At 75.6% G+C, this 26,078-nt stretch carries 24 protein-coding genes and 1 riboswitch; of the genes, 14 read left to right on the forward strand and 10 right to left on the reverse strand.

Translation table 11 applies throughout. The features are described from left to right. Positions 1 to 3: 3 nt before the first annotated feature. Positions 4 to 1,176, reverse strand: a complete 1,173-nt coding sequence (locus RF640_RS15070; protein ID WP_368828337.1) for a type III polyketide synthase — start codon at positions 1,174 to 1,176, stop codon at positions 4 to 6. A gap of 93 nt (positions 1,177 to 1,269) precedes the next feature. Next, complete coding sequence (locus RF640_RS15075; protein ID WP_368828338.1) at positions 1,270 to 1,881, reverse strand: malonic semialdehyde reductase; 612 nt, start codon at positions 1,879 to 1,881, stop codon at positions 1,270 to 1,272. Positions 1,882 to 2,007: 126 nt separating this feature from the next. Here RF640_RS15075 and RF640_RS15080 point away from each other — a divergent pair, with 126 nt between their 5' ends. The 4 genes from RF640_RS15080 to RF640_RS15095 all read left to right on the forward strand — a co-directional run bounded on the left by RF640_RS15080 (position 2,008) and on the right by RF640_RS15095 (position 6,657). Further along, entirely contained in the window at positions 2,008 to 2,430 is a 423-nt protein-coding gene (locus RF640_RS15080; protein WP_368828340.1) for a hypothetical protein, read from the forward strand. A gap of 202 nt (positions 2,431 to 2,632) precedes the next feature. Beyond that, positions 2,633 to 4,288, forward strand: coding sequence for a S8 family serine peptidase (locus RF640_RS15085; RefSeq protein WP_368828341.1), 1,656 nt, complete (start codon positions 2,633 to 2,635; stop codon positions 4,286 to 4,288). After that, entirely contained in the window at positions 4,264 to 4,386 is a 123-nt protein-coding gene (locus tag RF640_RS15090; RefSeq protein ID WP_368828342.1) for a hypothetical protein, read from the forward strand. Before RF640_RS15085 ends, RF640_RS15090 begins: the two co-directional genes overlap by 25 nt. Before the next feature lie 138 nt (positions 4,387 to 4,524). Next, positions 4,525 to 6,657 carry a S8 family serine peptidase gene (locus tag RF640_RS15095; RefSeq protein WP_368828343.1) on the forward strand — a complete coding sequence of 711 codons (2,133 nt, stop codon included), beginning with the start codon at positions 4,525 to 4,527 and terminating at the stop codon, positions 6,655 to 6,657. 26 nt (positions 6,658 to 6,683) lie between these two features. On the opposite strand, the gene RF640_RS15100 is transcribed toward RF640_RS15095, so the two are convergent. From RF640_RS15100 to RF640_RS15110, 3 genes are read right to left on the reverse strand one after another with little or no spacing between them, the layout of a single operon-like run. Then, positions 6,684 to 7,232, reverse strand: coding sequence for a TspO/MBR family protein (locus RF640_RS15100; RefSeq protein WP_109221309.1), 549 nt, complete (start codon positions 7,230 to 7,232; stop codon positions 6,684 to 6,686). A 3-nt stretch (positions 7,233 to 7,235) separates the two neighbouring features. Beyond that, entirely contained in the window at positions 7,236 to 7,877 is a 642-nt protein-coding gene (locus RF640_RS15105; protein WP_109221308.1) for a hypothetical protein, read from the reverse strand. Next, positions 7,874 to 8,677: a glycosyltransferase family A protein gene (locus RF640_RS15110; protein WP_109221307.1), complete on the reverse strand. Its 804-nt coding sequence runs from the start codon at positions 8,675 to 8,677 to the stop codon at positions 7,874 to 7,876. Before RF640_RS15110 ends, RF640_RS15105 begins: the two co-directional genes overlap by 4 nt. Before the next feature lie 38 nt (positions 8,678 to 8,715). Between RF640_RS15110 and RF640_RS15115 the strand changes: the two genes are divergently transcribed. The 5 genes from RF640_RS15115 to RF640_RS15135 all read left to right on the forward strand — a co-directional run bounded on the left by RF640_RS15115 (position 8,716) and on the right by RF640_RS15135 (position 14,501). After that, entirely contained in the window at positions 8,716 to 9,321 is a 606-nt protein-coding gene (locus tag RF640_RS15115; RefSeq protein WP_109221306.1) for a MarR family winged helix-turn-helix transcriptional regulator, read from the forward strand. Positions 9,322 to 9,464: 143 nt separating this feature from the next. Then, positions 9,465 to 10,487 carry a polyprenyl synthetase family protein gene (locus RF640_RS15120; protein ID WP_249033699.1) on the forward strand — a complete coding sequence of 341 codons (1,023 nt, stop codon included), beginning with the start codon at positions 9,465 to 9,467 and terminating at the stop codon, positions 10,485 to 10,487. Further along, the gene (crtI, locus tag RF640_RS15125; protein WP_109221304.1) at positions 10,484 to 12,970 is read left to right on the forward strand and encodes a phytoene desaturase family protein; all 2,487 of its coding nucleotides are present in this window, start codon (positions 10,484 to 10,486) and stop codon (positions 12,968 to 12,970) included. The genes RF640_RS15120 and crtI overlap by 4 nt, the downstream gene beginning before the upstream one ends. Beyond that, positions 12,967 to 13,323 (forward strand): lycopene cyclase domain-containing protein, encoded by a 357-nt coding sequence (locus tag RF640_RS15130; RefSeq protein WP_017834831.1) that lies wholly within the window; start codon positions 12,967 to 12,969, stop codon positions 13,321 to 13,323. Before crtI ends, RF640_RS15130 begins: the two co-directional genes overlap by 4 nt. Beyond that, positions 13,320 to 14,501, forward strand: coding sequence for a prenyltransferase (locus RF640_RS15135; RefSeq protein WP_109221303.1), 1,182 nt, complete (start codon positions 13,320 to 13,322; stop codon positions 14,499 to 14,501). Before RF640_RS15130 ends, RF640_RS15135 begins: the two co-directional genes overlap by 4 nt. 44 nt (positions 14,502 to 14,545) lie before the next feature. Here RF640_RS15135 and RF640_RS15140 read toward each other — a convergent pair whose 3' ends face one another. Beyond that, on the reverse strand, positions 14,546 to 15,979 hold the full coding sequence (locus tag RF640_RS15140; protein WP_109221302.1) for an NAD(P)/FAD-dependent oxidoreductase: 1,434 nt from the start codon (positions 15,977 to 15,979) through the stop codon (positions 14,546 to 14,548). Then, positions 15,976 to 16,842: a UbiA family prenyltransferase gene (locus RF640_RS15145; RefSeq protein WP_017834834.1), complete on the reverse strand. Its 867-nt coding sequence runs from the start codon at positions 16,840 to 16,842 to the stop codon at positions 15,976 to 15,978. The genes RF640_RS15140 and RF640_RS15145 overlap by 4 nt, the downstream gene beginning before the upstream one ends. Before the next feature lie 161 nt (positions 16,843 to 17,003). Here RF640_RS15145 and RF640_RS15150 point away from each other — a divergent pair, with 161 nt between their 5' ends. The 3 genes from RF640_RS15150 to RF640_RS15160 all read left to right on the forward strand — a co-directional run bounded on the left by RF640_RS15150 (position 17,004) and on the right by RF640_RS15160 (position 19,877). Continuing rightward, positions 17,004 to 18,197 carry a glycosyltransferase gene (locus RF640_RS15150; protein ID WP_109221301.1) on the forward strand — a complete coding sequence of 398 codons (1,194 nt, stop codon included), beginning with the start codon at positions 17,004 to 17,006 and terminating at the stop codon, positions 18,195 to 18,197. A gap of 117 nt (positions 18,198 to 18,314) precedes the next feature. After that, positions 18,315 to 18,545, forward strand: coding sequence for a hypothetical protein (locus tag RF640_RS15155; protein ID WP_368828344.1), 231 nt, complete (start codon positions 18,315 to 18,317; stop codon positions 18,543 to 18,545). Positions 18,546 to 18,623: 78 nt separating this feature from the next. Next, complete coding sequence (locus RF640_RS15160; RefSeq protein ID WP_109221300.1) at positions 18,624 to 19,877, forward strand: alpha-hydroxy acid oxidase; 1,254 nt, start codon at positions 18,624 to 18,626, stop codon at positions 19,875 to 19,877. A gap of 159 nt (positions 19,878 to 20,036) precedes the next feature. Here the strand turns inward: RF640_RS15160 and RF640_RS15165 are convergent, their stop codons facing one another. Genes RF640_RS15165 through RF640_RS15175 form a run of 3 tightly spaced genes read right to left on the reverse strand, consistent with a single transcriptional unit; the run spans position 20,037 to position 23,778 of the window. Then, positions 20,037 to 21,554, reverse strand: a complete 1,518-nt coding sequence (locus tag RF640_RS15165) for a dihydrolipoamide acetyltransferase family protein (RefSeq protein WP_109221299.1) — start codon at positions 21,552 to 21,554, stop codon at positions 20,037 to 20,039. Between the two features lie 2 nt (positions 21,555 to 21,556). Continuing rightward, entirely contained in the window at positions 21,557 to 22,597 is a 1,041-nt protein-coding gene (locus RF640_RS15170) for an alpha-ketoacid dehydrogenase subunit beta (protein ID WP_217905355.1), read from the reverse strand. Between the two features lie 5 nt (positions 22,598 to 22,602). Beyond that, entirely contained in the window at positions 22,603 to 23,778 is a 1,176-nt protein-coding gene (locus RF640_RS15175) for a thiamine pyrophosphate-dependent enzyme (RefSeq protein WP_109221298.1), read from the reverse strand. 241 nt (positions 23,779 to 24,019) lie between these two features. On the opposite strand from RF640_RS15175, the gene RF640_RS15180 reads away from it, so the two are divergent. Further along, entirely contained in the window at positions 24,020 to 24,472 is a 453-nt protein-coding gene (locus RF640_RS15180) for an Lrp/AsnC family transcriptional regulator (protein ID WP_109221297.1), read from the forward strand. 113 nt (positions 24,473 to 24,585) lie between these two features. Then, positions 24,586 to 24,707: riboswitch (SAM riboswitch) on the forward strand. A gap of 37 nt (positions 24,708 to 24,744) precedes the next feature. Next, a complete protein-coding gene (locus RF640_RS15185) occupies positions 24,745 to 26,073 on the forward strand; it encodes an O-acetylhomoserine aminocarboxypropyltransferase/cysteine synthase family protein (RefSeq protein ID WP_109221296.1) in 1,329 nt (442 codons plus the stop codon). The last annotated feature ends 5 nt before the right edge of the window (positions 26,074 to 26,078 follow it).

Raw genomic sequence — 26,078 nt, forward strand, 5'->3', positions numbered from 1 at the left:
CTCCTAGCGGATCGGGACGGCCGCGGCGGGATCGAGCTCCGCGGCCGGTGCCGCGGCCCGGGCGGGGATCGTGAACAGCGCCGACTCTACGGTCAGGCCCGGCCCGAACGCCAGGGCGCAGACGGTGCGGGTCTCGTCCGCGGGGGCCGCGTCGATCACCTGGCGCAGGACGTGCAGGACGGTCACGCTGCTCATGTTGCCGCGCGTGGCGAGCACGTCGCGGGACTCCCGCAGCGCCTCGGGCGGCAGCCCCAGGGTGTCCTCGAGCTTGTCGAGGATGCCGCGGCCGCCGGGGTGGAGGGCCCAGTCGGTGATGCGGTCCCGGTCGACGGGCCCCTCCGGCCCGTCCAGCAGCGCGGCGAGGGCGGTGTGGATGTTGGCCTCGAGGACCTGGGGCACCGCGGCGCCGAGGATCATCTCGAACCCGGCGTCGCCGATGGTCCAGGCCATGGCGTCCTCCCCGTCCGGGATCACGAGGGTGCGGAACCGGTCGAGCTCGAGCAGCGGGGTGACGCCCTCGGGGGCCCGCGCGCTGACCACGGCCGCCGCGGCGCCGTCGGCGAAGAGCGCGGCCCCCCGGATGGCGTCCGGGTCCCGGGCCGGGCGCAGGTGCAGCGTGCACAGCTCCACGGCCACGAGCAGGACGACGGCGTCCGGGTCCGCCGTGGCGATGGCCGCGGCCTGGCGCAGCCCGATCAGCCCGCCGTGGCAGCCCATGAAGCCGATGTGCGCACGGCGGACGGCCGGGTCGAGGCCGAGGTCCCGGACCAGCTGGTAGTCGGGGCCCGGGGCGAAGAAGCCGGTGCAGGAGACGGTCACCACGTCGGTGACGGTCGCGGGGTCGAGCCCGGGGCAGCGGGCGAGGGCGTCCCGCGCGGCCTCGGCGAAGAGCGCGGGGGCCTGCTCCACGTAGGTCCGGTTCCGGACGCCGGTGAGGGGGGTCAGGAACCGGCCGTCCTCCGTGATGTACGGGGATCCGGCGCGGGCGCCGTCCTCGACCAGCTCGGACAGCACCGTGTGCCGGCGCCGAACCCCGGAGGCGCCGAACACCGTGCGCAGCAGCCGGGCGTTGAGCCGGTCGGTGCCGGGCTGGGCCTGGTAGAGGTCCTGGGCGTCGGTCTGCTCGAGCACGTGCGGCGGGAGGGCCGTGCCGAGGGACAGGAGTGCGGGCGTCATCCCGTCCAGTATCCGTCCTCGGGCCGACAGGTGCCACGGAGGGCGCGCGGGGGCCGGGCGGACCCGCGGCCGGCGGGTCCGCCCGGGGCCGCCTCAGACAGTGCGGGTCGCGGCGTCGAAGCCAAGGCGCGGCAGCCGGTCGTGGCGCGGGGCGGCGGGGGCGCCGATGTTCACGACCATCAGCGCGCGCAGGCTCGTCCCCGCGTGGAACTCGGCGTCCACCCCGGGGGCGTCGAAACCGCCCATGGGGCCCGCGGCGAGACCGACGGCGCGCACGGCCAGCACGAAGTACCCGGCCTGCAGGTGGGCGTTGTCCCGGCCCATCTGCGCGCGCAGCTCCTCGTTGCCCGCGAACATCTCCTGGTTGCCGGCGGCGGGCGGGAAGACGACGGGCAGGTGCTCGTGCCAGTCCACGTCGTAGCTGAGCACCGCGATAGCGGGCGCGGCGGCGGTCTTCGCCCGGTTGCCCTCGGCCATGTGGGGGAGCAGACGCTCCCGGGCCTCCGCGGAGCGGATCCACGTCACGCGCAGCGGCTGGATGTTCATGGCCGTGGGGCCCATCTTGGCGAGCTCGAAGGCCGCCCGGAGCTGCTCGTCGGCCACGGGCTCGTCGAGGAAATCCGAGGCCGTGCGGGCCTCGCGGAAGAGGAGGTCGGCGGAGAGGGCGTCGAGGGTGAGCTGGTCCTGCAGGGTCTCAGGGGCCACGGGGTGTCCTTTCGGAGGCACGGTCATCTTGATGTACACGTCAACAAAGAGCGGGGCGGGTCTATGCCGGGGACGTCGTGTGCCGTCCGTCACGTCGCGGCGCCTCCCGCTGGGTACCCTGGCCCCATGCCCCTCCGTCTCCCGCAGCTCCTGTCCGGATCGGACCGCCGCGCGGCCCGCTCCGGCGCCGAGGCGGCACGCGCCCTCCGCCTGGGCGCGGCCCTGTGCGGGACGGGCGTGCTCCACCTCGTCCGGCCCGCGCTCTTCGACGGGCTGATCCCGCGGTCCCTGCCGGGCCCGCCCCGCGCCTGGACGCTGGGCTCCGGGGCGGCGGAGATCGGCGTCGGGTCGCTGCTGCTCCGTCCCGGCACCCGCCGCGCCGGCGGCTGGGCCGCGGCCGCCCTGTTCGTGGGCGTGTGGCCCGGCAACGTCACCATGGCCTGGCGGGCCCGCCGCGGCTCCCCGGCGCGGCGGGCCGTGACGCTCGTGCGGCTCCCCCTGCAGGTCCCCCTGATCGCCGGAGCCCTGCGCATCGCCCGGGCGGGCTGAGCGCCCGCCGCCCGGCCCGGGGCGACCTCCGGACCCCGGTCCGCGGGGTTCGCATTCGGTCACACACGCACACCCTCCCTACGCTGGGCAGAGCACAGGAGTGGGGGCTCCGTTTCCGCAGGGGGATCGCTCTCGCTCCAGTTCATCGGGGGGTGGGCCGTGCGCACCATGCCGCCTCCCGTCCCGACGGCCGGAGGAATCCTTGACCACCACCCGCAGCACCACCGCTTCCCTCGCGCTCGCGGCCGCCCTCGCCCTCGTCCCGCTGGGCTCCGCCGCGGCGGAGCCCGGGGCCGCCGCGACCGCGGGCCAGGCCGTCCAGCCGGTCCCGGCGACCACCGGAACCGCTCCCGGTGCCGACTCGGCAACGGCGGCGGCGACCGACCGCGTCGTCGTGAAGTTCCGGGACGGCACCGCCCCCGAGGACTCCCGCGACGTCGTGTACGCGCAGGCCGCCGGCCGGTCCGGGGGCGCCAGGCTCGTGGAGACCACGGCCACCGCGGACGGCGCCCAGGTGGTGCGGACCGACGGGATGCTGGCCGGCGCCGAGCTCGAGGCGCTGACCACCGCCCTGGAGCAGGACCCCGCCGTGGAGTACGCGGAGCCGGACCTCCTGGCGACCACCACCGCCGTGCCGAACGACCCGTCCTACGCCGCGCTGCAGTGGAGCCTGTGGGACGACCCGGCCGGACTGGGCATGCCCCTCGCGTGGGACCGGGCCACCGGCGCCGGGCAGACCATCGCCGTCGTGGACACCGGCATCACCGCCCACCCCGACCTGGACGCCAACGTCCTGCCCGGCTACGACTTCGTCTCCACGGCCCAGAACGGCCGGGACGGCGACGGGTGGGACGCCGACCCGACGGACATGGGCGACTACCCCGACGCCGTGCTGTGCCCCAACAGCCCCATGCCCCCGAGCTCCACCTGGCACGGCACCCACACGGCCGGCATCGCCGCGGCCGACGCGAACAACGGACTGGGCGTCGCGGGGGTGGCCCCGGACGCGAGGATCCTGCCCGTGCGCGCCGTGGGCGCCTGCAGCCAGGGGTACATCACCGACGTCGCCGCCGGCGTCCTGTGGGCCGCCGGCGCCCCGGTGGCGGGCGCCGCCGCCAACCCGAACCCCGCGACGGTCATCAACCTCAGCCTCGGCGTGCCGGGGGAGTGCCCGGCGGTGCTGCAGTCCGCGATCAGCGAGGCCGTGAACCGCGGGATCCCCGTGGTCGTGGCCGCGGGCAACCAGGCCGTGGACGCCGCGCAGTCCGCGCCGGCCAACTGCGCCGGCGTGATCTCGGTCGCCGCGACGGACGTCTCGGGCGCGCTGGCCCCCTACTCCAACTTCGGCTCGGTCACGGTCGCGGCCCCGGGCGGGGACCCCTACGCGCAGATCCTCTCGACCGGCAACGCCGGGGCGCAGGGCCTCGGCGCACCCACGTACACGGAGCGCAACGGCACGTCCATGGCGGCCCCGGCGGTCGCCGGCACCGTGGCGCTGCTCCGGGAGCTCGCCCCGGGGCTGGGCGTGGCGGGTCTCCAGGACGCCCTGACCTCGACGGCCCGGCAGGCCCCCGGCGGGTGCGCGCCCGGCTGCGGCGCCGGCATCGTCGACCCGGTCTCCGCGCTGGTCGCGGTGCAGGGCGGCGAGCCCTTCAGCACCGCGGGCGGCATCGGGGCGCTGCACCGGAAGATCGGCGCGACCACCGGCGAGGCCCGCTCCCGGGAGCTGTGCGCCCTGGGCGGCACGCCCTGCTTCCAGGAGTTCGCCAACGGCTGGATCGTCTGGAACGCCGGCCTCGGGGCCCGCTGGCAGCAGGTCCTCCCGGCCCAGTGGTGGGCGATCCCCGCCGCCGGCTGACCCTCGCCCCGCCCGCCGGCGCCGTCCACCCGCTCGGGGTGGGCGGCGCCGTCGTCGTCCCCGGGCCGTTCCTCCGGGGCGACCTCAAAGTCCAGTGAAAAGCATGGATCTTCCCATTCGGTAACAAGAGGAAACGCTCCGTACGCTGAGCGCAGCGGCGCCGACTCCCCTTCCCGTGGTCGGCGCGCCGCAGCTCCCCCGCTGCGCGCTGCACCCCCCCACCGGCTGGAGAGTCCATGACGTCCTTCCACGGCCGCGCCCTGACGGCCGCCCTGGTCCTGATCCTGGCCGGCGCCGCGGCCCCCGCCGCGGCCCGGCCCCCGGCCGAGGCCACCGTGCCCGCCGCACCGGCGCCCGCGCCCGCGCCCGCTGCGGAGGGGGCCGGGAGCCCCGGCGCGACCGACCGGGTGATCGTGAAGTTCAAGGACGGCGCGGAACCCGCCCCGCGGGCCCGCGAGCGCGTCTACGCGGAGGCCGCGGAACGGATCGCGCCCGGGGGCGCGGCGGCGGGCGAGCCGGCGGCGGCGCCCCTGCTGGACGAGATCAGCCGGACCGTGGACTCGGCCCGGGTCGTGGCGGCGGACGGGCTCCTCGACGCGGAACAGCTCGAGACCCTGACCGGCGCCCTCGAGGAGGACCCGGCCGTCGAGTACGCCGAGCCGGACCACCTCGCGAGCATCACCGCGGTGCCCGACGACCCGTACTACGCGACGTCGCAGTGGAACCTCCAGCCCGCCGCGGCGGGCCTCGACCTGCCCACCGCCTGGGACCGGGCGACCGGCCGGGGCCAGACCATCGCGGTCGTCGACACCGGGATCACGGCCCACCCCGACCTGGACGCCAACGTGGTGCCGGGCCACGACTTCGTCTCCCTGCACGCCGGGGGCGTGCAGCCGGGCCACTCCCGCGACGGGGACGGCTGGGACCCGGACCCGCGGGACGAGGGGGACCACGCCGGTGCCGGCGAGTGCGGATCCGGCTCCGCCGCCCGCTCCTCCTCCTGGCACGGCACGCACACGGCGGGCATCGCGGCGGCGCGGGGCAACAACGCCACCGGTGTGGCCGGTGTCGCCCACGGCGCGGCGCTCCTGCCGGTGCGCGCCCTCGGGGCCTGCGGGGACGGGTACGTGTCCGACATCGCCGTGGCCATCGCCTGGGCCGCCGGCGACGACGTCGACGCCGTCCCGGTGAACCCCCACCCGGCGACCGTGGTGAACCTCAGCCTGGGCTTCCTCTCCGGCACGTGCCCGGCCGCCCTGCAGGACGGGATCGACCGGGCCCTGTCCCGGGGGGCGAGCGTGGTCGTGGCGGCGGGCAACCACGACCGCGACGCCAGGATGGAGTCCCCGGCCAACTGCCGGGGGGTGATCACCGTGGCCGCCAGCACCGCCCAGGGCGCCCGCGCCGGGTACTCCAACTGGGGCCGGGTCACGCTGGCCGCCCCGGGCGGGGACCCCTCCCGGCAGATCCTGTCCACCGCCGACACCGGGAGCGCCCGGCCCGGCGGCGGCACCTACTCCTACAAGTACGGCACCTCGATGGCCAGCCCCACGGTCGCGGGGGTCGTGGCGCTGGTCCGCGAGACGGACCCGTCCCTCTCCCCGGCCCAGGTCAAGGAGGTCCTGGCCGCCACGGCCCGGCCCCTGCCCGGGTCCTGCCCGGGCGGCTGCGGCGCAGGGCTCGTGCACCCCAGGGCCGCCGTCGCCCGGGCCACGCTCCAGGAGGGCTACCGCACCCAGGGCGCCATCGGCGCCCTCCACGCCCGGATCGGCGCCTCCACCGGGGCGCCGCGCTCGCACGAACGGTGCGGCCTCGCCCGGGACGGCTGCTACCAGGAGTTCGAGCGCGGAGCCGTCTACTGGAGCGCGGACTCGGGCGCCCGGTGGGTGCACGGCGGTGTGCGCGGCGCCTGGAACCGCGCCGGCGGCGTGAACGGCCTCCTGGGCTATCCCCGGACCGGGGAGCGCGACAACGGCGCCGGCGGCGTCCACCAGCACTTCCAGCGGGGCACGGTCGTCTGGAGCGCCGGGACCGGTGCGGCCCCCGTGCACGGCGCCGTCGGCGCGCGCTGGGCGGCCCTCGGCGCGGAGACGGGTCTGCTGGGGCACCCGCTGGGCGGTGAGCACCGCGGCCCGGCCGGCGGGGCGCACCAGTCCTTCGAGCGGGGCAGGATCCTGTGGTCGCCCGCGACCGGCGCGCAGCCCGTGCGCGGGGCGATCGGCCGGGCCCACGCCGACCTCCGGGGCGAGCACGGCCGCCTGGGCTACCCGGTGACCCCGGAGCAGCGCTCCGGGGACACGGTCGTCCAGCGCTTCCAGGGCGGATCGATCGGCTACCGCCACGGCGCGATCACGGTCTCCGCCCGCTGAGCGGGCCCGGGCCGCCCGGACCCGCTTCAGAAGTTGAGCTGGTGGATGCGGGCGCTCAGGACCGTGGCGAAGCCGCACCAGCCGGCGTAGGGGAGCAGGGCGGCGCCGTGCAGGGGCCGTGCCTGCGCCGCCCGGCGCGCGAGATCGGCGGTGCTGACGGTCAGCGCCGCGGCCGTGACCGTGGCCAGGCCGGTGTCGTGCTTCGTGAAGAAGACCCAGCTCCACCCCGCGTTGAGGGCGAGGTTCAGCGCGAGCGCCCGGCGGTAGCCGCGCTCGCGCCGTGCCGCCTCGGACGGGGCGCACCCCGGGCGCCGGATCGTCCGCACCCGCGGGCCGCGGCGGCGCGCGCCCGGGCGGGTCTGCCGCTGCAGCTCGGTGAGCACGGCCGCGGAGGTCACCGCGAGATCCGCGTAGAGCACGGTCCACACGACCGGGAACACGGCGGCCGGCGGCTGCAGCCCCGGCTTCCGCAGGTCCCGGTACCAGGGGCTGTCCACCCCGGCGGAGGCCGCGGTGCCGGCCGCGGCGGCCGCCCCCGTCTGCGCGCTGGTCTTGAGCAGGTTCGTCCAGAACATGGGTCAGTCCTTCGTCTCGGTGGTGTCCGGGTCCTCGACGGCGTGCCGCCTCCCGACGGCGTCCCGGGGGCCGGTGCGGTCCGGTGGGCCGGCGGCGTCCCCGTCCGGACGGGTGCCGCCGGAGGCGTCCGCCCGCTGCCGGGCCCAGGTGCCCAGGATCCCGGCGACCACCGCCCCGGCGTGGCCGGCGGCCATGTCGCCCATGGTGTCCAGGTAGCCCACGTTCACCTGGGGGTCCACCAGGTAGTAGCCGGCGAACTCGAGGTACTCCCACACGAGGGCCAGTGCCGCGCCCAGGGAGCTGACCAGGACCACGTGGGAGACCGGGCCGGGGGACGAGAGCCGGGACCACCGCTCGAGGGCGCGGAACGTCAGCTCGGCCAGCACCGCGGTGGCCGCGAAGTGGACGACCAGGTCCCAGTGGTCGTACCTCTCGTAGAGCAGGAACACGGAGCTCCAGGCCGCGACCAGCAGCGTCAGGTCCGTGGTGATCTCCAGGGCCGCGGGCAGCCGGGCCCGCCACGTGATGGTGATGGCCAGGCACACGAGCATCATCACGGAGGCGCCCACGGCGTCGAAGAACAGGGCGGTGAGCAGCACGGAGAGCGGGCCGAGCCACCGCACCGCCAGGGCGAGCCGGCTCATGCGCGGCCCCCCGGCAGCCGGTGCCCCAGGCGCGCCTGCCACCGCTCCCACGGGCGCTCGTCGGCCCAGTTGAGCCGGATCGTCCGGAAGGCGCGCGCCAGCCGGCGGACGGCGGGGCGCCCGCCCCGCAGCGCCCGCGGGGACATGCCCACGGACAGGCCGGGCCGGAAGAGGATCCGGTGCGCCGGGTCCAGCCGGAAGCTGAGGTCGAAGTCGTCGTGCAGCTCCGGGTCGTGCCGGTGGACGCCGTCCCGGACCTCGAGCCACCAGGAGCGGCGCATCGCCATGTTGGTGCCGAACAGGGGAGGGTGGGCCAGCGCGGCGGCCGTGCTGAGCACGTACAGGCCGATGTAGAGGGCGGAGAGCAGCCGGTCGAGGCCGGGCGGCAGGCCGTGGAAGCGGCCCGGGCCGGCCACGGCGACCACGTCGGGGCGGGACGCAAGGGCCGCGAGCAGCCCGGCGATCCACTCCGGGCCGGGGACGGTGTCCGCGTCGCAGCGCACCACCACCTCCCCCCGGGCGGCGTCGTAGCCGGCGGCCGCGGCGGGCGGGATGCCCGGCGCGGGCTCGTACACCACGCGGGCCCCGGCGGCGCGGGCCACGTCCGCGGTGCCGTCGCTCGAGGCGTTGTCCACCACCACGACCTCGTCCGGCGGCCGGGTCTGCGCGGCGAGCAGCCGCAGGCAGCGCGCGAGGTGCACGGCGTCGTCCCGGGCCGGCACGACCACGGACACCGTGGGGGCACCGGGCGCCCCCGGGGGCGGGAGGTCCGGTCCGGTCGGGTCTCTGCTCTCCGTCATGGCCCCATTCTCTCGCGCCCGCGCCCTAGAATCGGCACATGCAGTCCGACGAGGGCACGATCAGCACGTCCGGCGCCGCGGCGCCGGGCGGCAGCGCGCACCGGGGGCGGCGCGGATTCGACGTGCTCTTCCTGCTGCAGCAGTTCAGCACCGAGGCCGAGCGGTACGCGGACCAGGTCCGCCGCCGCTTCGGGCTGGCGCACAAGGACGTCCACGCCCTCAACGAGGTCATGCAGGCCAACCGCGCCGGCCGCCCGATCCGCGCCGGGGACATCGCCCGCCGGCTCGTGCTCAGCGGCTCGGCGACCACCACGGTGATCAAGCGCCTGGTCGCCGCGGGGCACCTGGTGCGCGCGGTCGACCCCCGTGACCGCCGGGAGGTCAGCCTGCAGGCCACCGAGCACGCCTACCGCTCCGGCCGCCGGATGTTCGCGGCCATGGGCGAGGAGGTCCTGGCGGTGCTCGACGACTGCACCGACGAGGAGATCGACGTCCTGCGGCGGCGCCTGCCCCAGCTCACCGAGGCGGTCCGCCGGGCCGGTCACCGGGCAGGGGAGGGCGCGCCCGAGGTCGGGGCGGCCACCGGGGGGACCCCGCCCGCGGCGGCTCCGGAGGGCCCCGGGAGGGCTCCGCGCCCGGCGTGACACGGACAATTGATTCGATTTTCGAAGGACTGTGGTGGAATGGGGGAATGGTGACGGTCTTCTCGCGCGAATCGGCCTTCTCGAGCGCTCGTCCGGGCACCGGGACGCGGACCGGGCACGGTGGGGGGCGGGAGCCTGCCCGGGTGCCCGTCCTGGAGGAGTTCCTCGCCGAGGCCACCGGCCGCGCCGAGGCCGTGGACCCCGGCTTCGCCCGGCTGTGGGGCGAGGTCGCCCGGCTCAGCTCCGGCGGCAAGCAGATCCGTCCGCACCTCGTGCGGCTCACGGCCGGCGCCTATCCCGCCCCCGAGCCGGACCCCGTGGTCGAGTCGGTCGGGGCGGCGTTCGAGCTGCTGCACACCGCCCTCATCGTGCACGACGACGTCATCGACCAGGACGAGCTGCGCCGGCACCAGCCCACCATCAACGCCGCCGCGGCCTCCCGGGCGTTCGCGTCCGGCTCGGGGCCGGACCAGGCGCGCCAGTACGGCGCGAGCGTGGGCGTCATCGCCGGGGACCTCGCCCTGGCCGGCGCGTACCGGCTCGTGGCCCGCTCCGGGCTCTCGCCCGAGCGGCTGCCCCGGGTCCTCGACCTGCTCGACGCCGCCCTGTTCTCCTCGGCCGCGGGCGAGCTGCTCGACGTCGACCACACCCTGCCCGGGGCCCGCCCCGGCCGCGAGCAGATCCTCGCGGCCACGTGCCTGAAGACCGCGGTCTACTCCTTCGAGACCCCCCTGCAGGCCGGGGGCGTGCTCGGCGGGGCCCCCGACGGGGACGTGGAGGTGCTCGGGCGCCTCGGCCGGACCGTGGGCACCGCCTACCAGCTCGTCGACGACCTGCTCGGCGTCTTCGGCGACCCGGAGGCCACGGGCAAGTCCGCCGTCAGCGACCTGCGGGAGGGCAAGCGGACCATGCTCGTGGCCGCCGCCCAGCGCACGCCCGCCGGCGAGGAGCTCGACGCGATCCTGGGTCGCCACGAGATCAGCAGCGAGCACGCCCTGCGCGCCCGCGACCTGCTCGAGCAGTGCGGGGCGCGGCAGGAGGTCGAGGACATGGTCGCCGGGTGCGCGGCCGAGGCCCGCGCCCTGCTCGACGCCGCGGGGCTGCCCGCCGCCCTCGAGGAGGACCTGCGCCGCATCGTGGCCGGGGCCACGGAGCGCATCCGGTGACCGCCGCCCAGCACACCGGGTCACCGGCCGAGGCCGCCGCCCGGTACGACGACACCGCCCAGCAGGCCGCCGCGACCGTCATCCGCCGCTACTCCACGTCCTTCGGCCTCGCCTGCCGGCTGCTGGGCCCGGAGATCCGCCCGCACGTCTACGCCGTCTACGCCCTGGTGCGGATCGCCGACGAGATCGTCGACGGCGCCAGCGCCGGCGCCGGTGTCCCGCCCCGGGGCTCACGGGAGCTGCTGGACGGCCTCGAGGACGAGACGTACGGGGCGATCGAGCGCGGCTTCAGCAGCAACCTCGTGGTGCACGCCTTCGCCCGCACCGCGCGCCACGCGGGGATCGGCCCCGACCTCGTGCGCCCGTTCTTCGCGTCCATGCGCGCCGACCTCAGCGAGGACCGGCACAGCGCCGCCTCCCTCGACGAGTACGTGTACGGCTCGGCCGAGGTCGTGGGGCTGATGTGCCTGCAGGTCTTCCTGGCCGGCCGCACCGTGCCCGACCGGCGCCGCACGCAGCTCGTGGCGGGGGCCCGCCGCCTGGGCGCGGCGTTCCAGAAGGTCAACTTCCTGCGCGACCTGGCCGAGGACTACGGGGAGCTCGGCCGCGTGTACTTCCCCGGCGTGGAGCCCGGGGAGTTCTCCGAGACCGAGAAGAACCGCCTCCTCGACGACATCGACGCCGACCTCGCGGCCGCCCGTGCGGTCGTCGACGACCTCCCCGCGTCCTCCCGCGCCGCCGTCCTCGCCGCCCACGACCTGTTCCGGGAGCTGTCCGTGCGGATCCGCGCCACCCCTGCCCGGGAGCTGCTGAGCTCCCGCATCCGCGTGCCGAACCCCCGCAAGGCCGCGCTCGCCGCGGCCGCCGTGGTCAGGGCGCGCACCCGCCGCCGCCCCACCGGGCCCCGGGGGCGGCACGCCGTGGTGGTGGGGGCCGGGATCGCCGGGCTCGCCGCCGCGGGCCTGCTCGCGAAGGACGGCTGGGACGTGACCGTCCTGGAGCGCGGGAGCACGACGGGCGGGCGCGCCGGGAGGCTCGAGCGGGACGGCTTCCGCTTCGACACCGGGCCCTCCTGGTACCTCATGCCGGAGGTCTTCGACCACTTCTTCCGGCTCATGGGCTCCAGCGCCGCCCAGGAGCTCGAGCTGCTCCGCCTGGACCCCGCCTACCGGGTCTGGGGCGAGCGCTACGAGCGGCCCATCGACATCCGCTCGGACCTCGAGGACACCGTGGCGCTGTTCGAGTCGGTGGAGCCCGGGGCGGGCGAGCGGATCCGGGCGTACCTGGCCTCCGCGAAGCGGACCTACCAGCTGGCCGTCGACCACTTCCTCTACACCTCCTACGCCTCGTTCACGCCGCTGCTCACCCGGACGGTCGTGCGGGGCCTGCCCGAGCTCGCCCGGCACCTCACCGGCTCGCTGCACGACTTCGCCGCCGGCACCGTGCAGGACACGCGGCTGCGTCAGGTGCTCGGCTACCCGGCCGTCTTCCTGGCCAGCGCGCCCCGGATGACGCCGTCGCTCTACCACCTCATGAGCCACATGGACCTCACGGACTCCGTCCAGTACCCGCAGGGCGGGTTCCGCCGGGTCGTCGAGGCCGTCGAGCGGCTCGCCGTCGCCCACGGGGCACGGATCCGGACGGGCGCGGACGTGGTGCGGATCAGCACCTCCCCGGCCGCCGACGGGCCCGTCCGGGCCACCGGCGTCGTGTGGCGGGACGCGGACGGGGCGGAGCACGAGCTGGCGGCGGACGTCGTCGTCTCGGCCGCGGACCTGCACCACACCGAGACCGCGCTGCTCCCGCGCGAGCTGCAGAGCTACCCGCAGCGGTACTGGGACCGGCGCCAGACCGGCCCCGGCGCGGTGCTCGTGATGCTCGGGGTCCGCGGGGAGCTGCCCGAGCTCCCGCACCACAGCCTGTTCTTCAGCGAGGACTGGGACACGAACTTCCGGGCGATCTTCGAGGAGCCCACGAGCGTCCCGGACCCCGCGTCCGTCTACGTCTGCAAGCCCTCGGCGACCGACCCCGGCGTGGCCCCGGACGGGCACGAGAACCTCTTCGTGCTGATCCCGGTCCCCGCCGACCCCGCGCTGGGCGCGGGCGGACCGGACGGCACCGGCTCCCTGCGGGTCGAGGCCGTCGCGGACCGGGTGATCGACCAGGTCGCGGCGTGGGCCGGTGTGCCGGACCTGCGGGAGCGCGTGGTGGTGCGCCACACCGTGGGCCCCGAGGACTTCCGGCGGGACTTCAACTCCTGGCGCGGCAACGTGCTCGGTCCCGCCCACGTGCTCAAGCAGTCCGCGTTCTTCCGGGGCGCCAACCGCAGCCGGAAGGTCGCCGGCCTGCACTACTGCGGGGCCTCGACGATCCCCGGCATCGGCCTGCCGATGTGCCTGATCAGCGCGGAGATCCTGCTCAAGGACCTGCGCGGGGACACCTCCACCGGACCGCTGGAAGAACCCCTGGTGCCGCGCGGATGAGCTTCGTGTACCTCGGCTTCCTGCTCCTCAGCCTGGCCGGGATGGTGCTCCTCGACGTGCGGGAGCGGCTGTTCTTCGCCCAGGACCCCCGCCGGGCGGCCCTCGTGCTGCTCGCTGGCCTGGTGTTCTTCCTCGCCTGGGACGTCGCCGGGATCAGCCTCGGGATCTTCCTGCACAGCCGCAGCGCGTGGGCGACCGGCTGGATGGTCGCCCCGCAGATCCCCGTCGAGGAGGTCGTGTTCCTCGTGTTCCTCTGCTACCTGACGATGAACCTCGTCCGGCTCACGGAGAAGGCGCTGGCGCGCCGCTCCGCCGCGGCCGGTCCGGCCCGCGGAGGAGCGGACGCCCCGTGACCTACGCCCTCGTCATCCCCGTCTTCCTCGCGCTCGCCCTGACCCCGGCCACCCTGCTGGTCCGCAGGCCCTCCCCGGCGCCGCCGCGGCGCCGGGCCCTGGCCGTGCTCGGGATCTCCTTCGCCGTGCTCGCGCTGCTGACGGTCGTGTTCGACAACCTCATGATCGCCGCCGGGTTCTTCGACTACGGGGCCGGGCACATCACGGAGCTGCGGATCGGCCTCGTGCCGGTCGAGGACTTCGCGTACCCGCTCGCCGCGCTGCTGCTGCTGCCCTCGCTGTGGTGGGGGCTGGCCGAGCGCGGCCGGCTCACCGCCACCGTGCGCACCCTGGTGGCCACCTCCCGGCCGGTCTCCTGGGTCAACACCGCCTACCCCTTCGCGGCGGCCTATGTCCTGACCACGGGCCGGGTGGACCTGCCCCTGGTGGTGGGGACGCTGTTCTTCCTCTTCCCGTACAACCTCCTGATGTACGGGATCAACGACGTCTTCGACTACGAGTCCGACCTCCGCAACCCCCGCAAGGGCGGTGTCGAGGGCGCGCTCGTGGACCGCTCCGAGCACCGGTCGGTCCTCGTGGGCTCGGTGCTGACGGCGCTGCCGTTCCTGGCGTACCTGTTCCTGGCGGGCGGGGCCGCCGCGGCGGCGGTGCTCGGGATCAGCCTGTTCGCGGTGGCGGCCTACAGCCTGAAGGGGCTGCGCTTCAAGGAGGTCCCGTTCCTGGACTCGGCGACCTCCGCCACCCACTTCGTGTCCCCGGCGGTCTACGGCCTCGTGCTCGCCGGCGCGGCCTGGTCGGGGGGACTCGTGGCCCTGTGCGCCGGGTTCTTCCTGTGGTCGATGGCCTCGCAGGCGTTCGGGGCCGTGCAGGACGTCCAGGCGGACCGGGAGGGCGGGCTGCGCTCGATCGCCACCGTCCTGGGCGCCCGCCCCACGGTGTGGGCCGCCGCGGCCCTCTACCTCGCCGCCGGGGTGCTCCTGCTGCTCGCCCCCTGGCCCGGGCCGGTCGGGTCCCTCCTGGTGCTGCCCTACCTCGCCAACCTCGTGCCGTTCCTGACCATCACGGACGCCGGCTGCGAGCGCGCCAACCGGGGCTGGCGGCGGTTCCTGTGGCTGAACTACCTCACCGGGTTCCTCGCGACGCTGCTGCTGCTCTGGGCGTGGGAGCTCGCCCGCTGATCGGCCGCCCGGCCCGGGGCGGGGACCTGCCGGGGGCTCCGGCCCTACCCGAGGCGCTTCAGCAGCTTGTCGGTCGAGATCATGGCGCCGCCCAGCACCGCGGGCAGCCCGCCGCCCGGGTGCACGGAGGCGCCCACCCGCCACAGCCACGGCCGCAGCGGACTCGTGTGGGCCGGGGCGTGGAACGGGCCGCTGCGCCACGCGGGACGCACGGCGCCGTAGAGCGCCCCTCCTGCCGAGCCGTGCGCGGCGAAGTACGCGGGGTCCAGGATCTCCGCGCTCCGGAAGCGGTCCGTGAGCGGTCCGGGCAGCCCGAGCACCCGCGCCGTGCGCTCGAGCTCGCGGGCGACGAACGGGTCCTCGAGGGTGTAGGACTTCCCGTTGGCCGGCGCGGTCAGCAGCAGGGCGAGCGTGGCCGCGCTGTTGGGGTGGCCCGCGTGCGCCGGGTAGTGGTTGGCGAAGGCCATGGTCTGCTCGGGCTCGGTCCCGGCCTCCAGGTCGGCGTAGAGGTCGGCGGGCCGGTCGGGCATGATCACCCCGTGCCGGGGCGTCCCCTCGGGCAGCTCGTGGTCGAGCACGGCGTAGACCGCGATCGCCGAGCAGCTGAGCCGGCGCGGTGCCCGGGGCGCGCGCCCGGCGAGCAGCCCGTCCAGCCGGTGGGCGTCGAGCCCGCTGACGACGGCGTCGGCCGGGTACGCGCCCCGGGCGGTCAGGACGCGCCGGCGGGCGACGGAGGTCACCGGCTCCCCGGTGCGGAGCTCGACCCCGGCGTCCACGGCGAGGCGCCGGAGCGCCTCGACGAGCTCGTAGACCCCGCCCCGGGGGATCCAGACGCCGTCGCGCGCCATGACGGCGGGCATGCTCGCGTACAGGGCCGGGGTCCGTGCCGGGCCGACACCGGCGTTGAGGGTGTGGATGGCGATGACCTCGCGCAGGCCCTCCGGCATCCAGGTGAGGCTGTCGAGGTAGTCGCGGGTCGTGAGCCGGCGCCCGTACAGCGTCCCGAGCCGGCCCAGCGCGGGATAGGCCGCCCGGTCCAGCACGTCGGTGGTCAGCAGCCGGGTGATGTCCGGGCCGAGCACGCCGTGCTCGGCCTCGAATCGGGTCCAGGCCGCGTGCCAGGGGTGCCCGGGCGGGACGGGCAGCTCGCACCGGGTGCCGCGGTAGTAGTACGTGCCGACCGCGGGCAGGCGCTCCAGCTCCAGCCCGGCGGTCTCCTCGGCCCTCGGCGCTCCGGCTCCCGCGGTGCCGGCGTCCCGCAGTCGGTCCAGGCGGCGGAGGAGCTCCTCCCACACCCCCGGGAAGGTGAAGAGGGACGGTCCGGTGTCCAGGCGCTGCCCCTCGGCCTCGAGCCGGCGGCTCTTGCCGCCGAGGTGGTCGGCGGCCTCGAGGAGGGTGACGCGGTGACCGGCGTGGCCGAGCAGCACGGCCGAGGTCAGCCCCCCGATCCCCCCGCCGACGACGACGACGCGGCTCACGGGTACAGCCCGAAGAACAGCGCCACCGTCAGCTGCACGCCGGCCACGGCGCCGGCGACGTAGGGGAACGCGATCGAGTACCGGTACAGCCGGTGCCCGGTCCCCGGCCTCGGGTCCCGCAGGAGGGAGACCACGAGCCACCCGGCGATGAGCGCGTTGACCGCGGCCACCGGGAGGCTGACCAGCGCGAAGCCCAGCGTAGACACGGCCCACCAGCCGCCGCTCCACAGGGCCGTCCCGCGCGCGCCCAGCCGGACCGCCGTCGTCGTGATGGCCACCGCGCGGTCCTCCTCGATGTCCTGGACGGCGTCGAACGCGTGCTTGGCCACGCTCCAGGCCATCAGGCCGAGGGCCGCGGGCCACACGGGGGCCGCCCCGAGCGCGTGGGCGACGAAGACCAGCGGCAGCGCGTAGGCGGCGTTGCTCAGGGAGTCGAGGTATGCCCGGGCCTTGAAGCGCAGGGGAGGGGCCGAGTAGAACACGAAGACCAGGACGTACAGCGCGATCCAGCCCAGCGCGGCCGGGGGCAGGGTCACGGCGAACCAGACGACGAACGGCACATTGGTGACGAGCACCGCGGTCAGGATCGTGCGCACCTCCTCGGACCGGATGAGGGCTCCCTCGAGCGAGCCCTTGCGGGGGTTGAGGGCGTCGGTGTCCTGGTCGAAGACGTCGTTGACGCCGTAGATCAGCAGGTTGAAGGGGAGGGTGAGCCACAGCAGCAGCGGCAGCGCCTCCCACTGCCAGAGCGAGCCCGCCAGCCACATGCCCACCACGCCGGTGCCCAGGGCGTTGATCCAGAGCACCGGTCGCGAGATGTGCACGATCCGCTGGAGCGCGGGGGCGAATCCGGCCTGGGGCACGGCGGCGGACCTCCTCGGACGTCAGGTGACCCGGGGGTCCGGGTGCACCCCACACTACGTCGGTTCCGGGGCCGGTGCGGCGGCGGGCCCCGGCGGTCCCGGGGTGCTCCGCCGGTCCGTTCGTGCGCCGTCCCGCCGCGGGGCAGACTGTGGGGGTGCGCATGATGCTGCTGACCTCCGGAACCCGCGGCGACGTGGAGCCCTTCGCGGCCCTGGCCCGGCACGCCGCCGCACAGGGCCACCGGGTCCGGCTGGGGGTGCCGGAGAACTCCGGGGTGGACCTGGCCGGGATCGACACCGTCGGCCTGGACGTGGACTTCCACCGGCTGATGGACGCCCCCGGGGCCTCCCCGCGGGCGGCGGTGCACCACGTCCGCGCGGAGGTCCGCCCCGGGATGCGGCGGATGTTCTCCGCGGCGGTGCGCGAGACCCTGGCGTTCGACCCGGACCTGGTCCTGCACCACCCGCTGATCCTCAGCGCGCCGGCCGTGGCCGACGCCCTCGGCGTCCCCCGCGCGCTCGCCGAGTTCGTGCCCGTGGCGACGCCCACCCGGGAGTTCTCCGCACCGGGCGGGCCCACGGTCTCGAAGGACCTCGGGCGGTTCAACCGGGCGACCTACGCGGTGCCCCGCGGCGGCGCCCGGCTGTTCCGCCGGGACGTCGAGCACGCGTGCCGGCAGCTGCCCGGCGGCCGGGCGCCCCGGCACCCCGCACCCTCCCGCGCCACGCTGATGGGGATCAGCCCGCAGCTGCTGCCCCGGCCCGCCGACTGGCCGGCCCGGGTGCACCTGACCGGTGCCTGGCACCCCGGCGCGGCCGCCCCCGCCCCGGACCCGGCGGTGGCCGAGTTCGTCCGGGGCGGGCCGTGCCTGGTGGCGACCTTCGGGTCCATGGCGGCCGGGGACCCGTCCGCGCGGGGGAGGACGGTCGTGGACAGCGCGCGCGCCCACGGGCTGCGGACCCTCCTGGTCACGGGCTGGGGCGGTCTGTCCCTGCCGCCGGACCGCCGCGGCGAGGACGTGCTGGTGGTGCCGGCCGCCCCGCTGGGCACCCTGCTCCCGGACGCCGCGGTGGCGGTCCACCACGGCGGAGCCGGGACGGTGCACGCGGTGGCCCGTGCGGGCGTCCCGTCCGTGGTGGTGCCCTTCCTCGTCGACCAGCCCTTCTGGGGCCGGCAGCTGCACCGGCTCGGCATCGCCGCGGCCCCCATCCCGCGCCGGTCGCTGACGGCGGAGGCCCTGGTCCCCGCCGTGGGCGACGCCCTCGCCCGCCGGGAGCGGGCGCAGCGCGTGGGGCGCGCGGTCCGGGCGGAGCAGGGCCTGGACACCGCCCTCGACGTCCTCACCGGCCTCTGAGCGCGGGCCGCCTCCCGGGGCACGTCCCCGGGATCTCGTGACCGGGCTGGCGACCCCGGCAGAAATCATCAGCGGGGCTGACGGATCAGCATGGGAAAACATCGCTGTTCCGCACGGATGACGCCCCCGATACTGGAGGGACTGGGCGACGCCCCGCCCGCCACCACCCTCCCGGAGGACTGCACCATGACCGTCGACCTGCTCCCGCCCCGTTCCCCCCGGACCTCCTCGCGCCCGGACGGCGCCGCCGGCCGCGGACCGGCGGCACCGCTCCTCCGGGGCGGGCGGCACAGCTGGGCCGACGTCGAGCAGGACTGCCCGTACTGCGCGGGCCCCGAGACCGACTGAACGGCGCACCGCCCCCGGCGTCGTCGGGGCCTCCGACGTAGTGTGGTCGGGAACACCCCGACCGTCAGGAGGTCCGCCGTGGAACGGCGTCTGCCCCAGTGGTCCGAGCTGCGCCCGCTCCTGCAGTTCGAGACCCCCGCCCTCGACCGCCGCGCGGCCCGGCTCGCCCGGGCCGCGGACCTCTGGGACCTGCGCCGGATCGCCCGCCGCCGCACCCCGCGCCCGGCCTTCGACTACGCGGACGGCGCCGCCCAGCGCGAACTGACCCGCCGGCGCTCGCGGGAGGCGTTCGACGCGGTCGAGCTGCTGCCCCGGATCCTGCACGGCATCGCCGCTCCCGACCTGTCCACGCCGATCGCCGGGGCGCGGTCCGCGCTGCCGTTCGGGATCGCCCCGACCGGCTTCACCCGCTTCATGCACGCCGAGGGCGAGATCGGGGGAGTCCGTGCGGCGGAGCAGGCCGGCATCCCCTTCACGCTGTCCACCATGGGCACCCGCTCGCTGGAGGAGGTCGCCGCGGCCGGACCGGACGCCACCCGCTGGTTCCAGCTGTACCTGTGGAAGGACCGGGCCCGGTCCCGGGACCTGCTGGAGCGCGCCGCGGCCCACGGCTACGGCACCCTGCTCGTCACCGTGGACACCCCGGTGGCGGGCCAGCGGCTGCGGGACGTGCGCAACGGCATGGTCATCCCGCCCAGGATCACGCTGCGGACGGTGGCCGACGCCTCCTACCGGCCCGAGTGGTGGTTCAACTTCCTCACCACGGACTCCCTGAAGTTCGCGTCCCTCTCGAGCACGAGCGCCGACCTGCCCACCATCACGAACTCGATGTTCGACCCGACCTTGTCCTACGCGGACCTCGAGTGGATCCGCTCCGTGTGGCCGGGGAAGCTCTTCGTGAAGGGCGTGCTGACCCGGGACGACGCCCGGCAGTCCCTGGCCGCGGGGGCCGACGGGCTGGTGGTCTCCAACCACGGCGGCCGCCAGCTGGACCGCGCCCCCGCCTCGCTGCACGCGCTGCCCGAGGTGCGGGACGAGGTGGGGGAGGGCGTCGAGCTGATCCTCGACTCCGGGGTGATGAGCGGCGCCGACGTGATCACCGCCCTGTGCGCCGGAGCGGACTTCGTCCTCATCGGCCGGGCCTACCTCTACGGGCTGATGGCCGGCGGGCAGCAGGGCGTGGAGCGGGCGATCGAGCTGCTGGCCGAGGAGGTGCGGATCAGCATGCAGCTGATGGGCGCCGAGACGGTCGCCGACCTGGGCCCGCACCTGCTCGGCGCCCGCCACCACCCCGCCGCCTCCCGCCGGGACACCCCGGCCGACCGGCGCTGAACCACCGGCCCCCGCACCGAGGGGTCGCGTTCCGCCTCCGCCGCTGCCGAGGGGTCGCGTTCTGTCGACAAGTGACCGCGATACCAGCCGAACGCGACCCCTCGCGATGGGGGTGCGCCGGACGCGACCCCTCGCGGGCGGCGGCGGGACCGGGGGCCGCTACAGGTCCGCGAGCACCGACACCGGGTTCTCCACCGCGTCGGCCACCATGCGCAGGAAGCCGCCGGCGGCCCCGCCGTCGCACACCCGGTGGTCGAACGCGAGGGAGAGCTGGGTGACCTTGCGGACGGCCAGCTGCCCGTCGACCACCCACGGGCGGTCGATGATCCGGCCGATCCCGAGGATCGCGACCTCCGGGTGGTTGATGATCGCCGCGGCCCCGTCCGTGCCGAACACCCCGTAGTTGTTGAGGGTGAACGTGGAGCCGGACAGCTCGGCGGGCCCGGCCTTCCCGGAGCGGGCGAGCTCGGTGAGCCGCCGGAGCTCGGCGTCGAGCCCGCGGGCGCTCAGGGTGTGCGCGCCGCGGATGTTCGGCACCACGAGCCCGCGGTCGGTCTGCGCCGCGAAGCCGAGGTTCACGCCGTCGAAGCGCACGATCTCCTGGCTGCCGTCCTCGAGGGTCTCGATCCGCGTGGCGAGCTCGGGGTGGCGGGCCAGGCCGGCGAGCACGAACCGCGCGATCAGCGCCATGAGCCCCGGGGCGGTCGCGGGGTCCTGGGCCTTGAGCCCGGCGCGCAGCTCCACCAGCCTCGTGGCGTCCACGTCCACCCAGACGGTGGCCTCGGGGATCTCGGCGCGGGAACGGGTCATGGCCTGCCCGATGGCCTTGCGGATCCCGGAGACCGGGACCCGCTCCGCGACCCCGAGCCCCGTGCGGGCGTCCACGGCGGACGGCGCCGCGGTGGTGGACGGCACCGGGGCGGGGGCCGACGACGTCGGGGCCGTGCTCTCCCGCGCGGCCGGTGCGGCGGGGGCGGCCGCCGCGGTCACCACGTCCCGGCGCAGGATGAGCCCGCCGGGGCCCGAGCCGCGCACGGTGGAGATGTCGACCCCGCGGTCCTTGGCGAGCTTGCGCACGATCGGCGAGACGACCGTGGGCGCCAGGCGCGGGGCCGAGGCCATCGCGTCGTGGGCGGCACCCGCGGCCTGCGCCGCCCGGGCCGCGGCCTGCTCCGCGGCCCGCGCGGGGGCAGGCTCGGGGACCGGCCGGGCGGCGGAGGCGGCCGGGCCGGTGGCACCGGCCCGCTTCGGCCGGCGCCGGCGTCCGGCCGTGCCGCCGGCGGGCGTGCCGTAGCCGATGAGCACGCTGCCCGATCCTGCGTCGTCGTCGGAGGCCTCGGCGGCCGCCGCGGGGTCCGCCCCGGCGCGCTCCTCCTCCCGGTAGGACTGCCCGCCCTTCGGGCCGCCGCCCTGCGGGGCGGGCGTCCCGGCCCGGTCCCCGGTGTCGACGGAGATCAGCGGCGCGCCGACGTCGAGGGTCTGCCCCGAGGCGCCGTGCAGCTGGTGCACGGTCCCGGCGAAGGGGCAGGGCACCTCCACGGCGGACTTGGCGGTCTCCACCTCGGCGATCGGCTGGTCCACGGCGACGGTGTCGCCCACCTGGACGAGCCAGCTCACCAGCTCGGCCTCGGTCAGTCCCTCGCCGAGATCCGGCAGGGTGAACGTCTTCACGGTCATGGTCAGTCCTCCCACTGCAGGTCGTCCACGGCGTCGAGGATGCGGTCGACGCTCGGCAGGTAGTGCTCCTCGAGCTTGGGCGCCGGGTACGGGATGTCGAACCCGGTCACGCGGCGCACGGGCGCGGCCAGGGAGTGGAAGCAGCGCTCCTGGACGCGGGCCACGATCTCGGCGGCCACGGACGCGAAGCCCGGCGCCTCGGCCACGACCACCACGCGCCCGGTCTTCCGCACCGACGCGGCGACCGTCTCGTCGTCGAACGGGACGATGCTGCGCAGGTCCACGACCTCGAGCGAGCGCCCCTCGGCGGCGGCGGCCGCGGCGGCCGCCACGGCGGTCGGCACGGACGGCCCGTAGGCCAGCAGCGTGGCGTCCTCGCCGGCGCGGGCGACGACGGCGCGGCCCTCCCGGCGCTCGGGCGCCCCGTTCTCGTAGCGGTCCCTCAGTTCGGCCAGGTCCACGGGGGCCTTGGACCAGTAGAGCTTCTTGGGCTCGAAGAACACGACGGGGTCGTCCGAGTCGATCGCCTCGCGCAGCATGAGGTAGGCGTCCTCGACCGTGGCGGGGGTGAACACCTTCAGCCCGGGGGTGTGGGCGTAGTAGGCCTCGGAGGAGTCGCAGTGGTGCTCCACGCCGCCGATGCCGCCGGCGTAGGGGATCCGGATGACGATCGGCAGGCGCACGGCGCCGCGGGTGCGGTTGTGCATCTTCGCGATGTGCGAGGCGACCTGCTCGAAGGCAGGGTAGGCGAAGGCGTCGAACTGCATCTCGATGACGGGGCGCATCCGGTTCATCGCCATGCCCACGGCCATGCCGGCGATCCCGGACTCGGCCAGCGGGGTGTCGAAGCACCGGGTGCGGCCGAAGCGCTTCGTCAGCCCGTCGGTGATGCGGAAGACGCCGCCGAGGGTGCCGACGTCCTCGCCGAAGACGACGACGGCGGGGTCGGCGGCCAGCGCGTCGGCCAGGGCGGTGTTGAGCGCCTGGGCGAAGGTGGCGGGCTTGACCGCCGGGGCCTCGCCGGCCGGGGCGGGGGCGTGCAGGGTGCTCACTGTCCGGTCTCCTCTCGGGCGAGCTCGGCGGTCAGGAACTGCTCCTGCTCGGCGAGCTGCGGGGTCTGCTCGGTGTAGACGTGGCGGAACAGCTCGAGCGGGTCGATCTCCACGTCGGCGTTCATGCCGTCGCGCAGGGCCGAGGCGACGTCCTCGGCGGCGGCGGCGATGCGCTGCTCCGCCGCGTCGTCGAGCACGCCCTCGGCGCCGAGGTAGGCGCGCATCCGGGTCACCGGGTCCTTGGCGATCCACTCCTGCACCTCGGCGTCGTCCCGGTAGCGGGTGGCGTCGTCGGCGTTGGTGTGCGCCTGCATGCGGTAGGTGTGCGCCTCCACGAGGAGGGGCTCGGACTCGGAGCGGGCCAGGTCCACGGCGCGCCGCAGGGTGGCGAGCAGCGCCACAAGGTCGTTGCCGTCCACGCGCTCGCCGGCCATGCCGTAGCCGACCGCCTTGTGGGCGAGGCTCGGGGCCGCGGACTGCTGGGACAGGGGCACGGAGATCGCGTAGCCGTTGTTCTGCACGAAGAACACGACCGGCAGCTTGAACACGGCCGCGAAGTTCAGGGCCTCGTGGAAGTCGCCCTCGCTGGTGGCGCCGTCCCCGCACATCGCCAGGACCACGGTGTCCTCGCCGCGCAGCTTGGCGGCGTGGGCCACGCCCACCGCGTGCAGCAGCTGGGTGGTGAGCGGGGTCGACTGGATGCCCACGTGGTGCTCGTGCGGGTCGTAGCCGCTGTGCCACTCGCCGCGGAAGATCGCCATGACCTGCATCGGGTCCACGCCCTTGGTCATGACCGCCACGGTGTCCCGGTAGGTGGGGAACAGCCAGTCGCCCTCCTCGAGGCACAGGGCGGCCGCCACCTGGCAGGCCTCCTGGCCGTGGCTGGACGGGTAGACGGCCATCCGGCCCTGGCGGACCAGCGCGGAGTTCTGGTCGTTGACCCGCCGCCCGACCACCAGCTTCTCGTAGGCGCCCAGCAGGACGTCCGGGGCCGGCAGCGGGTACTCGTGGCCGGGGCCGGTGCCCTGCTCCTCGGGGGCGAGCAGCCGCCCGCTCGGGTCGACCATGCGGATCTCGCCGCGGGCCGGGAGCATGTACTGCTCCGGTGTGATGCCGAAGCTCTGGGAGGCCCGGAGGATCGGGTCCTCGGGGGTCTCGACGGTCTGGCTCATGGTGTCCCCTCGGTCGGTCCCCGGTGCGGCCGCGGTCCGGGGAGGGCAGGAAGGTGGTGCGGCTCTGTCTCCCCAGTATGGGAACCGGGCATGGTTCGTATCCACAGAGCGGGGAAAATGCAGAAGTCTGAGACGGACAGTGCACCGCGCGTGGACGAAATGTTCTAGTGTGGCGTGGAGCACACGCATTCGTCCGACACGTTCCGGGCCCCGCGCCCGACCCGCCCCGAAGGAGCCCGCCGTGCCCTCGACCCCCGTGCCGCTGGACGAGACCGACCGGAAGATCCTCGCGGAGCTGTCCCGGGAAGCGAGGCAGTCCGTGACGGCGATCGCCGCGGCCGTGCACGTCTCCCGCGCCCACGCCTACGCCCGGATCAACCGGCTCCGGGACGAGGGGGTGATCCTGCGCTTCAGCACCGTGATCGACCCGGTCCGGGCGGGCCTGCAGGCCTCCGCGTACGTGACGCTCAAGCTCCAGCAGAACACCTGGCGGGAGCTGTGCGCCCAGCTCCAGGCGATCCCCGCCGTGCACCACATCGCCCTGGTGGGCGGGAACTTCGACGTCATGCTCCTCGTGCGGGCCGTGGACACCGTGCACCTGCGGCAGGTGATCTTCGAGCACGTCCAGCAGCTGCCCGGCGTGGTGGACACCCAGACGTTCCTGATCTTCGAGGACATCGACACCCGGGCCTGACGCGCCGGCCCCGCGCCGGGCCCGGCGCGCACGGCCGGCGTCACGAACCGTCACGGTCGTCATCTTCCGACGCGGAGGGACACCCACTACCTCTGCGCATAGTGTTGTTCCAGCTTCACGAGACGTGACCGCCAAGCTCCGACTTGGTCACGCACCAACCCCATGCTCATTGGGTGGTTCGGATGAGGAAGCGGCCTGCATCTTCCGCGGCGTGCCCACCGGGCCCGCGCGGATGACCGGTGCGGGTAAGAGCAAGGCACAGGAGCAGCGCCATGTCCATCCCCGTGACCGACCACGACCTCGCGACCCGGCAGATCCACGCCGGCACCCACGACCAGGTCGTCCAGCGCACCCTGACGGTGCCGATCTACCAGACCGCGGCCTTCGAGTTCCCGGACTACGAGGCGGCCCGGCAGATGTTCGCCCAGACCCGGGCAGGCTTCACCTACACGCGCACCGGCAACCCCACGGTGGCCGTGCTCGAGCAGCGGATCAGCGACCTCGAGGGCGGCGCGGGCGCCGTGGCGACCGGCTCGGGCCAGTCCGCCGTGGCCGTGGCGCTGCTGGCCCTGCTCGGCCAGGGCGCCGGGAAGCATCTCGTGGCCTCCGAGAAGCTCTACGGGGGCACGGTGGACCTGCTCACCGACTCCTTCGCTGACTACGGCATCGAGGTCTCCTTCGTGGACCCCACCGCCCCGGGGGCGTGGGCCGCGGCCGTGCGCCCCGACACCCGCGCGTTCCTGCTCGAGTCCATCGGCAACCCGCTGGCCACCCTCCCGGACCTGCCCGGGATCGCCGACGTCGCCCGGACCGCCGGCGTGCCCGTCGTCGTCGACAACACCCTCGCGTCCCCGGCCCTGTACCGGCCGCTGGAGAAGGGCGCGGACATCGTGGTGCACTCGGCCACCAAGTTCCTGGGCGGGCACGGCAACGCGCTCGCCGGGGCGGTCGTGGACGGCGGGACCTTCGACTGGTCCGCCCGGCCGGACAAGTGGCCGCAGTTCACCCAGGCCCGCGCCCGCTGGGGCGGACTCAGCCTCGTCGACAAGTGCGCCGCCGCCAGCCCCTACCTGCACCTGGTCCGGGCGAAGTACGTGCACGACCTCGGCACCACGCTCTCCCCGTTCAACGCCAGCCAGATCCTGCAGGGCACCGAGACCCTCGACCTGCGCGTGGCCCGCCACACGGCCTCGGCGCTGGCGGTGGCCGAGTTCCTGGCCGGGCACCCCGCCGTCGCCCGCGTCCACCACCCCGGCGTGCCCGGGGACCCCGGCGCCGGGATCGCGGCCCGGGACTTCCCGCGCGGGACCGGCTCCGTGTTCTCCTTCGACCTCGCCGCCCCGGACGGCGCCGTGGGCCCGTTCATCGACGCGCTCCGGCTGTTCAAGCTGGTCGCCAACATCGGGGACACCCGCAGCCTCGTGGCCCACCCGGCGGCCATGACCCACTGCCGCCTGACCCCCGAGCAGCGCCGGGCCGGCGGGATCGCCGAGACCACGATCCGGCTCTCGATCGGCCTCGAGTCCCCCCAGGACCTCGTGGCCGACCTCGGCCAGGCCCTCGACACCGTCGTCACCGCCGTCCAGACCACCCGGAAGTGAGCCCC

Origin of the sequence: Kocuria sp. CPCC 205231, assembly GCF_040980965.1 — a bacterium.
Classification (GTDB): Bacteria; Actinomycetota; Actinomycetes; order Actinomycetales; family Micrococcaceae; genus Kocuria; species Kocuria rosea.

What these genes read in the sequence shown, in the direction of transcription:
- RF640_RS15185 (WP_109221296.1), top strand. Translation starts at nt 24,745, where the DNA reads ATGTCCATCCCCGTGACCGACCACGACCTCGCGACCCGGCAGATCCAC.
- RF640_RS15070 (WP_368828337.1), bottom strand. Translation starts at nt 1,176, where the DNA reads ATGACGCCCGCACTCCTGTCCCTCGGCACGGCCCTCCCGCCGCACGTG.
- RF640_RS15115 (WP_109221306.1), top strand. Translation starts at nt 8,716, where the DNA reads ATGCAGTCCGACGAGGGCACGATCAGCACGTCCGGCGCCGCGGCGCCG.
- RF640_RS15175 (WP_109221298.1), bottom strand. Translation starts at nt 23,778, where the DNA reads ATGAGCCAGACCGTCGAGACCCCCGAGGACCCGATCCTCCGGGCCTCC.
- RF640_RS15105 (WP_109221308.1), bottom strand. Translation starts at nt 7,877, where the DNA reads ATGAGCCGGCTCGCCCTGGCGGTGCGGTGGCTCGGCCCGCTCTCCGTG.
- RF640_RS15095 (WP_368828343.1), top strand. Translation starts at nt 4,525, where the DNA reads ATGACGTCCTTCCACGGCCGCGCCCTGACGGCCGCCCTGGTCCTGATC.
- RF640_RS15165 (WP_109221299.1), bottom strand. Translation starts at nt 21,554, where the DNA reads ATGACCGTGAAGACGTTCACCCTGCCGGATCTCGGCGAGGGACTGACC.
- RF640_RS15100 (WP_109221309.1), bottom strand. Translation starts at nt 7,232, where the DNA reads ATGTTCTGGACGAACCTGCTCAAGACCAGCGCGCAGACGGGGGCGGCC.
- RF640_RS15130 (WP_017834831.1), top strand. Translation starts at nt 12,967, where the DNA reads ATGAGCTTCGTGTACCTCGGCTTCCTGCTCCTCAGCCTGGCCGGGATG.
- RF640_RS15080 (WP_368828340.1), top strand. Translation starts at nt 2,008, where the DNA reads ATGCCCCTCCGTCTCCCGCAGCTCCTGTCCGGATCGGACCGCCGCGCG.
- RF640_RS15110 (WP_109221307.1), bottom strand. Translation starts at nt 8,677, where the DNA reads ATGACGGAGAGCAGAGACCCGACCGGACCGGACCTCCCGCCCCCGGGG.
- RF640_RS15155 (WP_368828344.1), top strand. Translation starts at nt 18,315, where the DNA reads ATGACGCCCCCGATACTGGAGGGACTGGGCGACGCCCCGCCCGCCACC.
- RF640_RS15150 (WP_109221301.1), top strand. Translation starts at nt 17,004, where the DNA reads ATGATGCTGCTGACCTCCGGAACCCGCGGCGACGTGGAGCCCTTCGCG.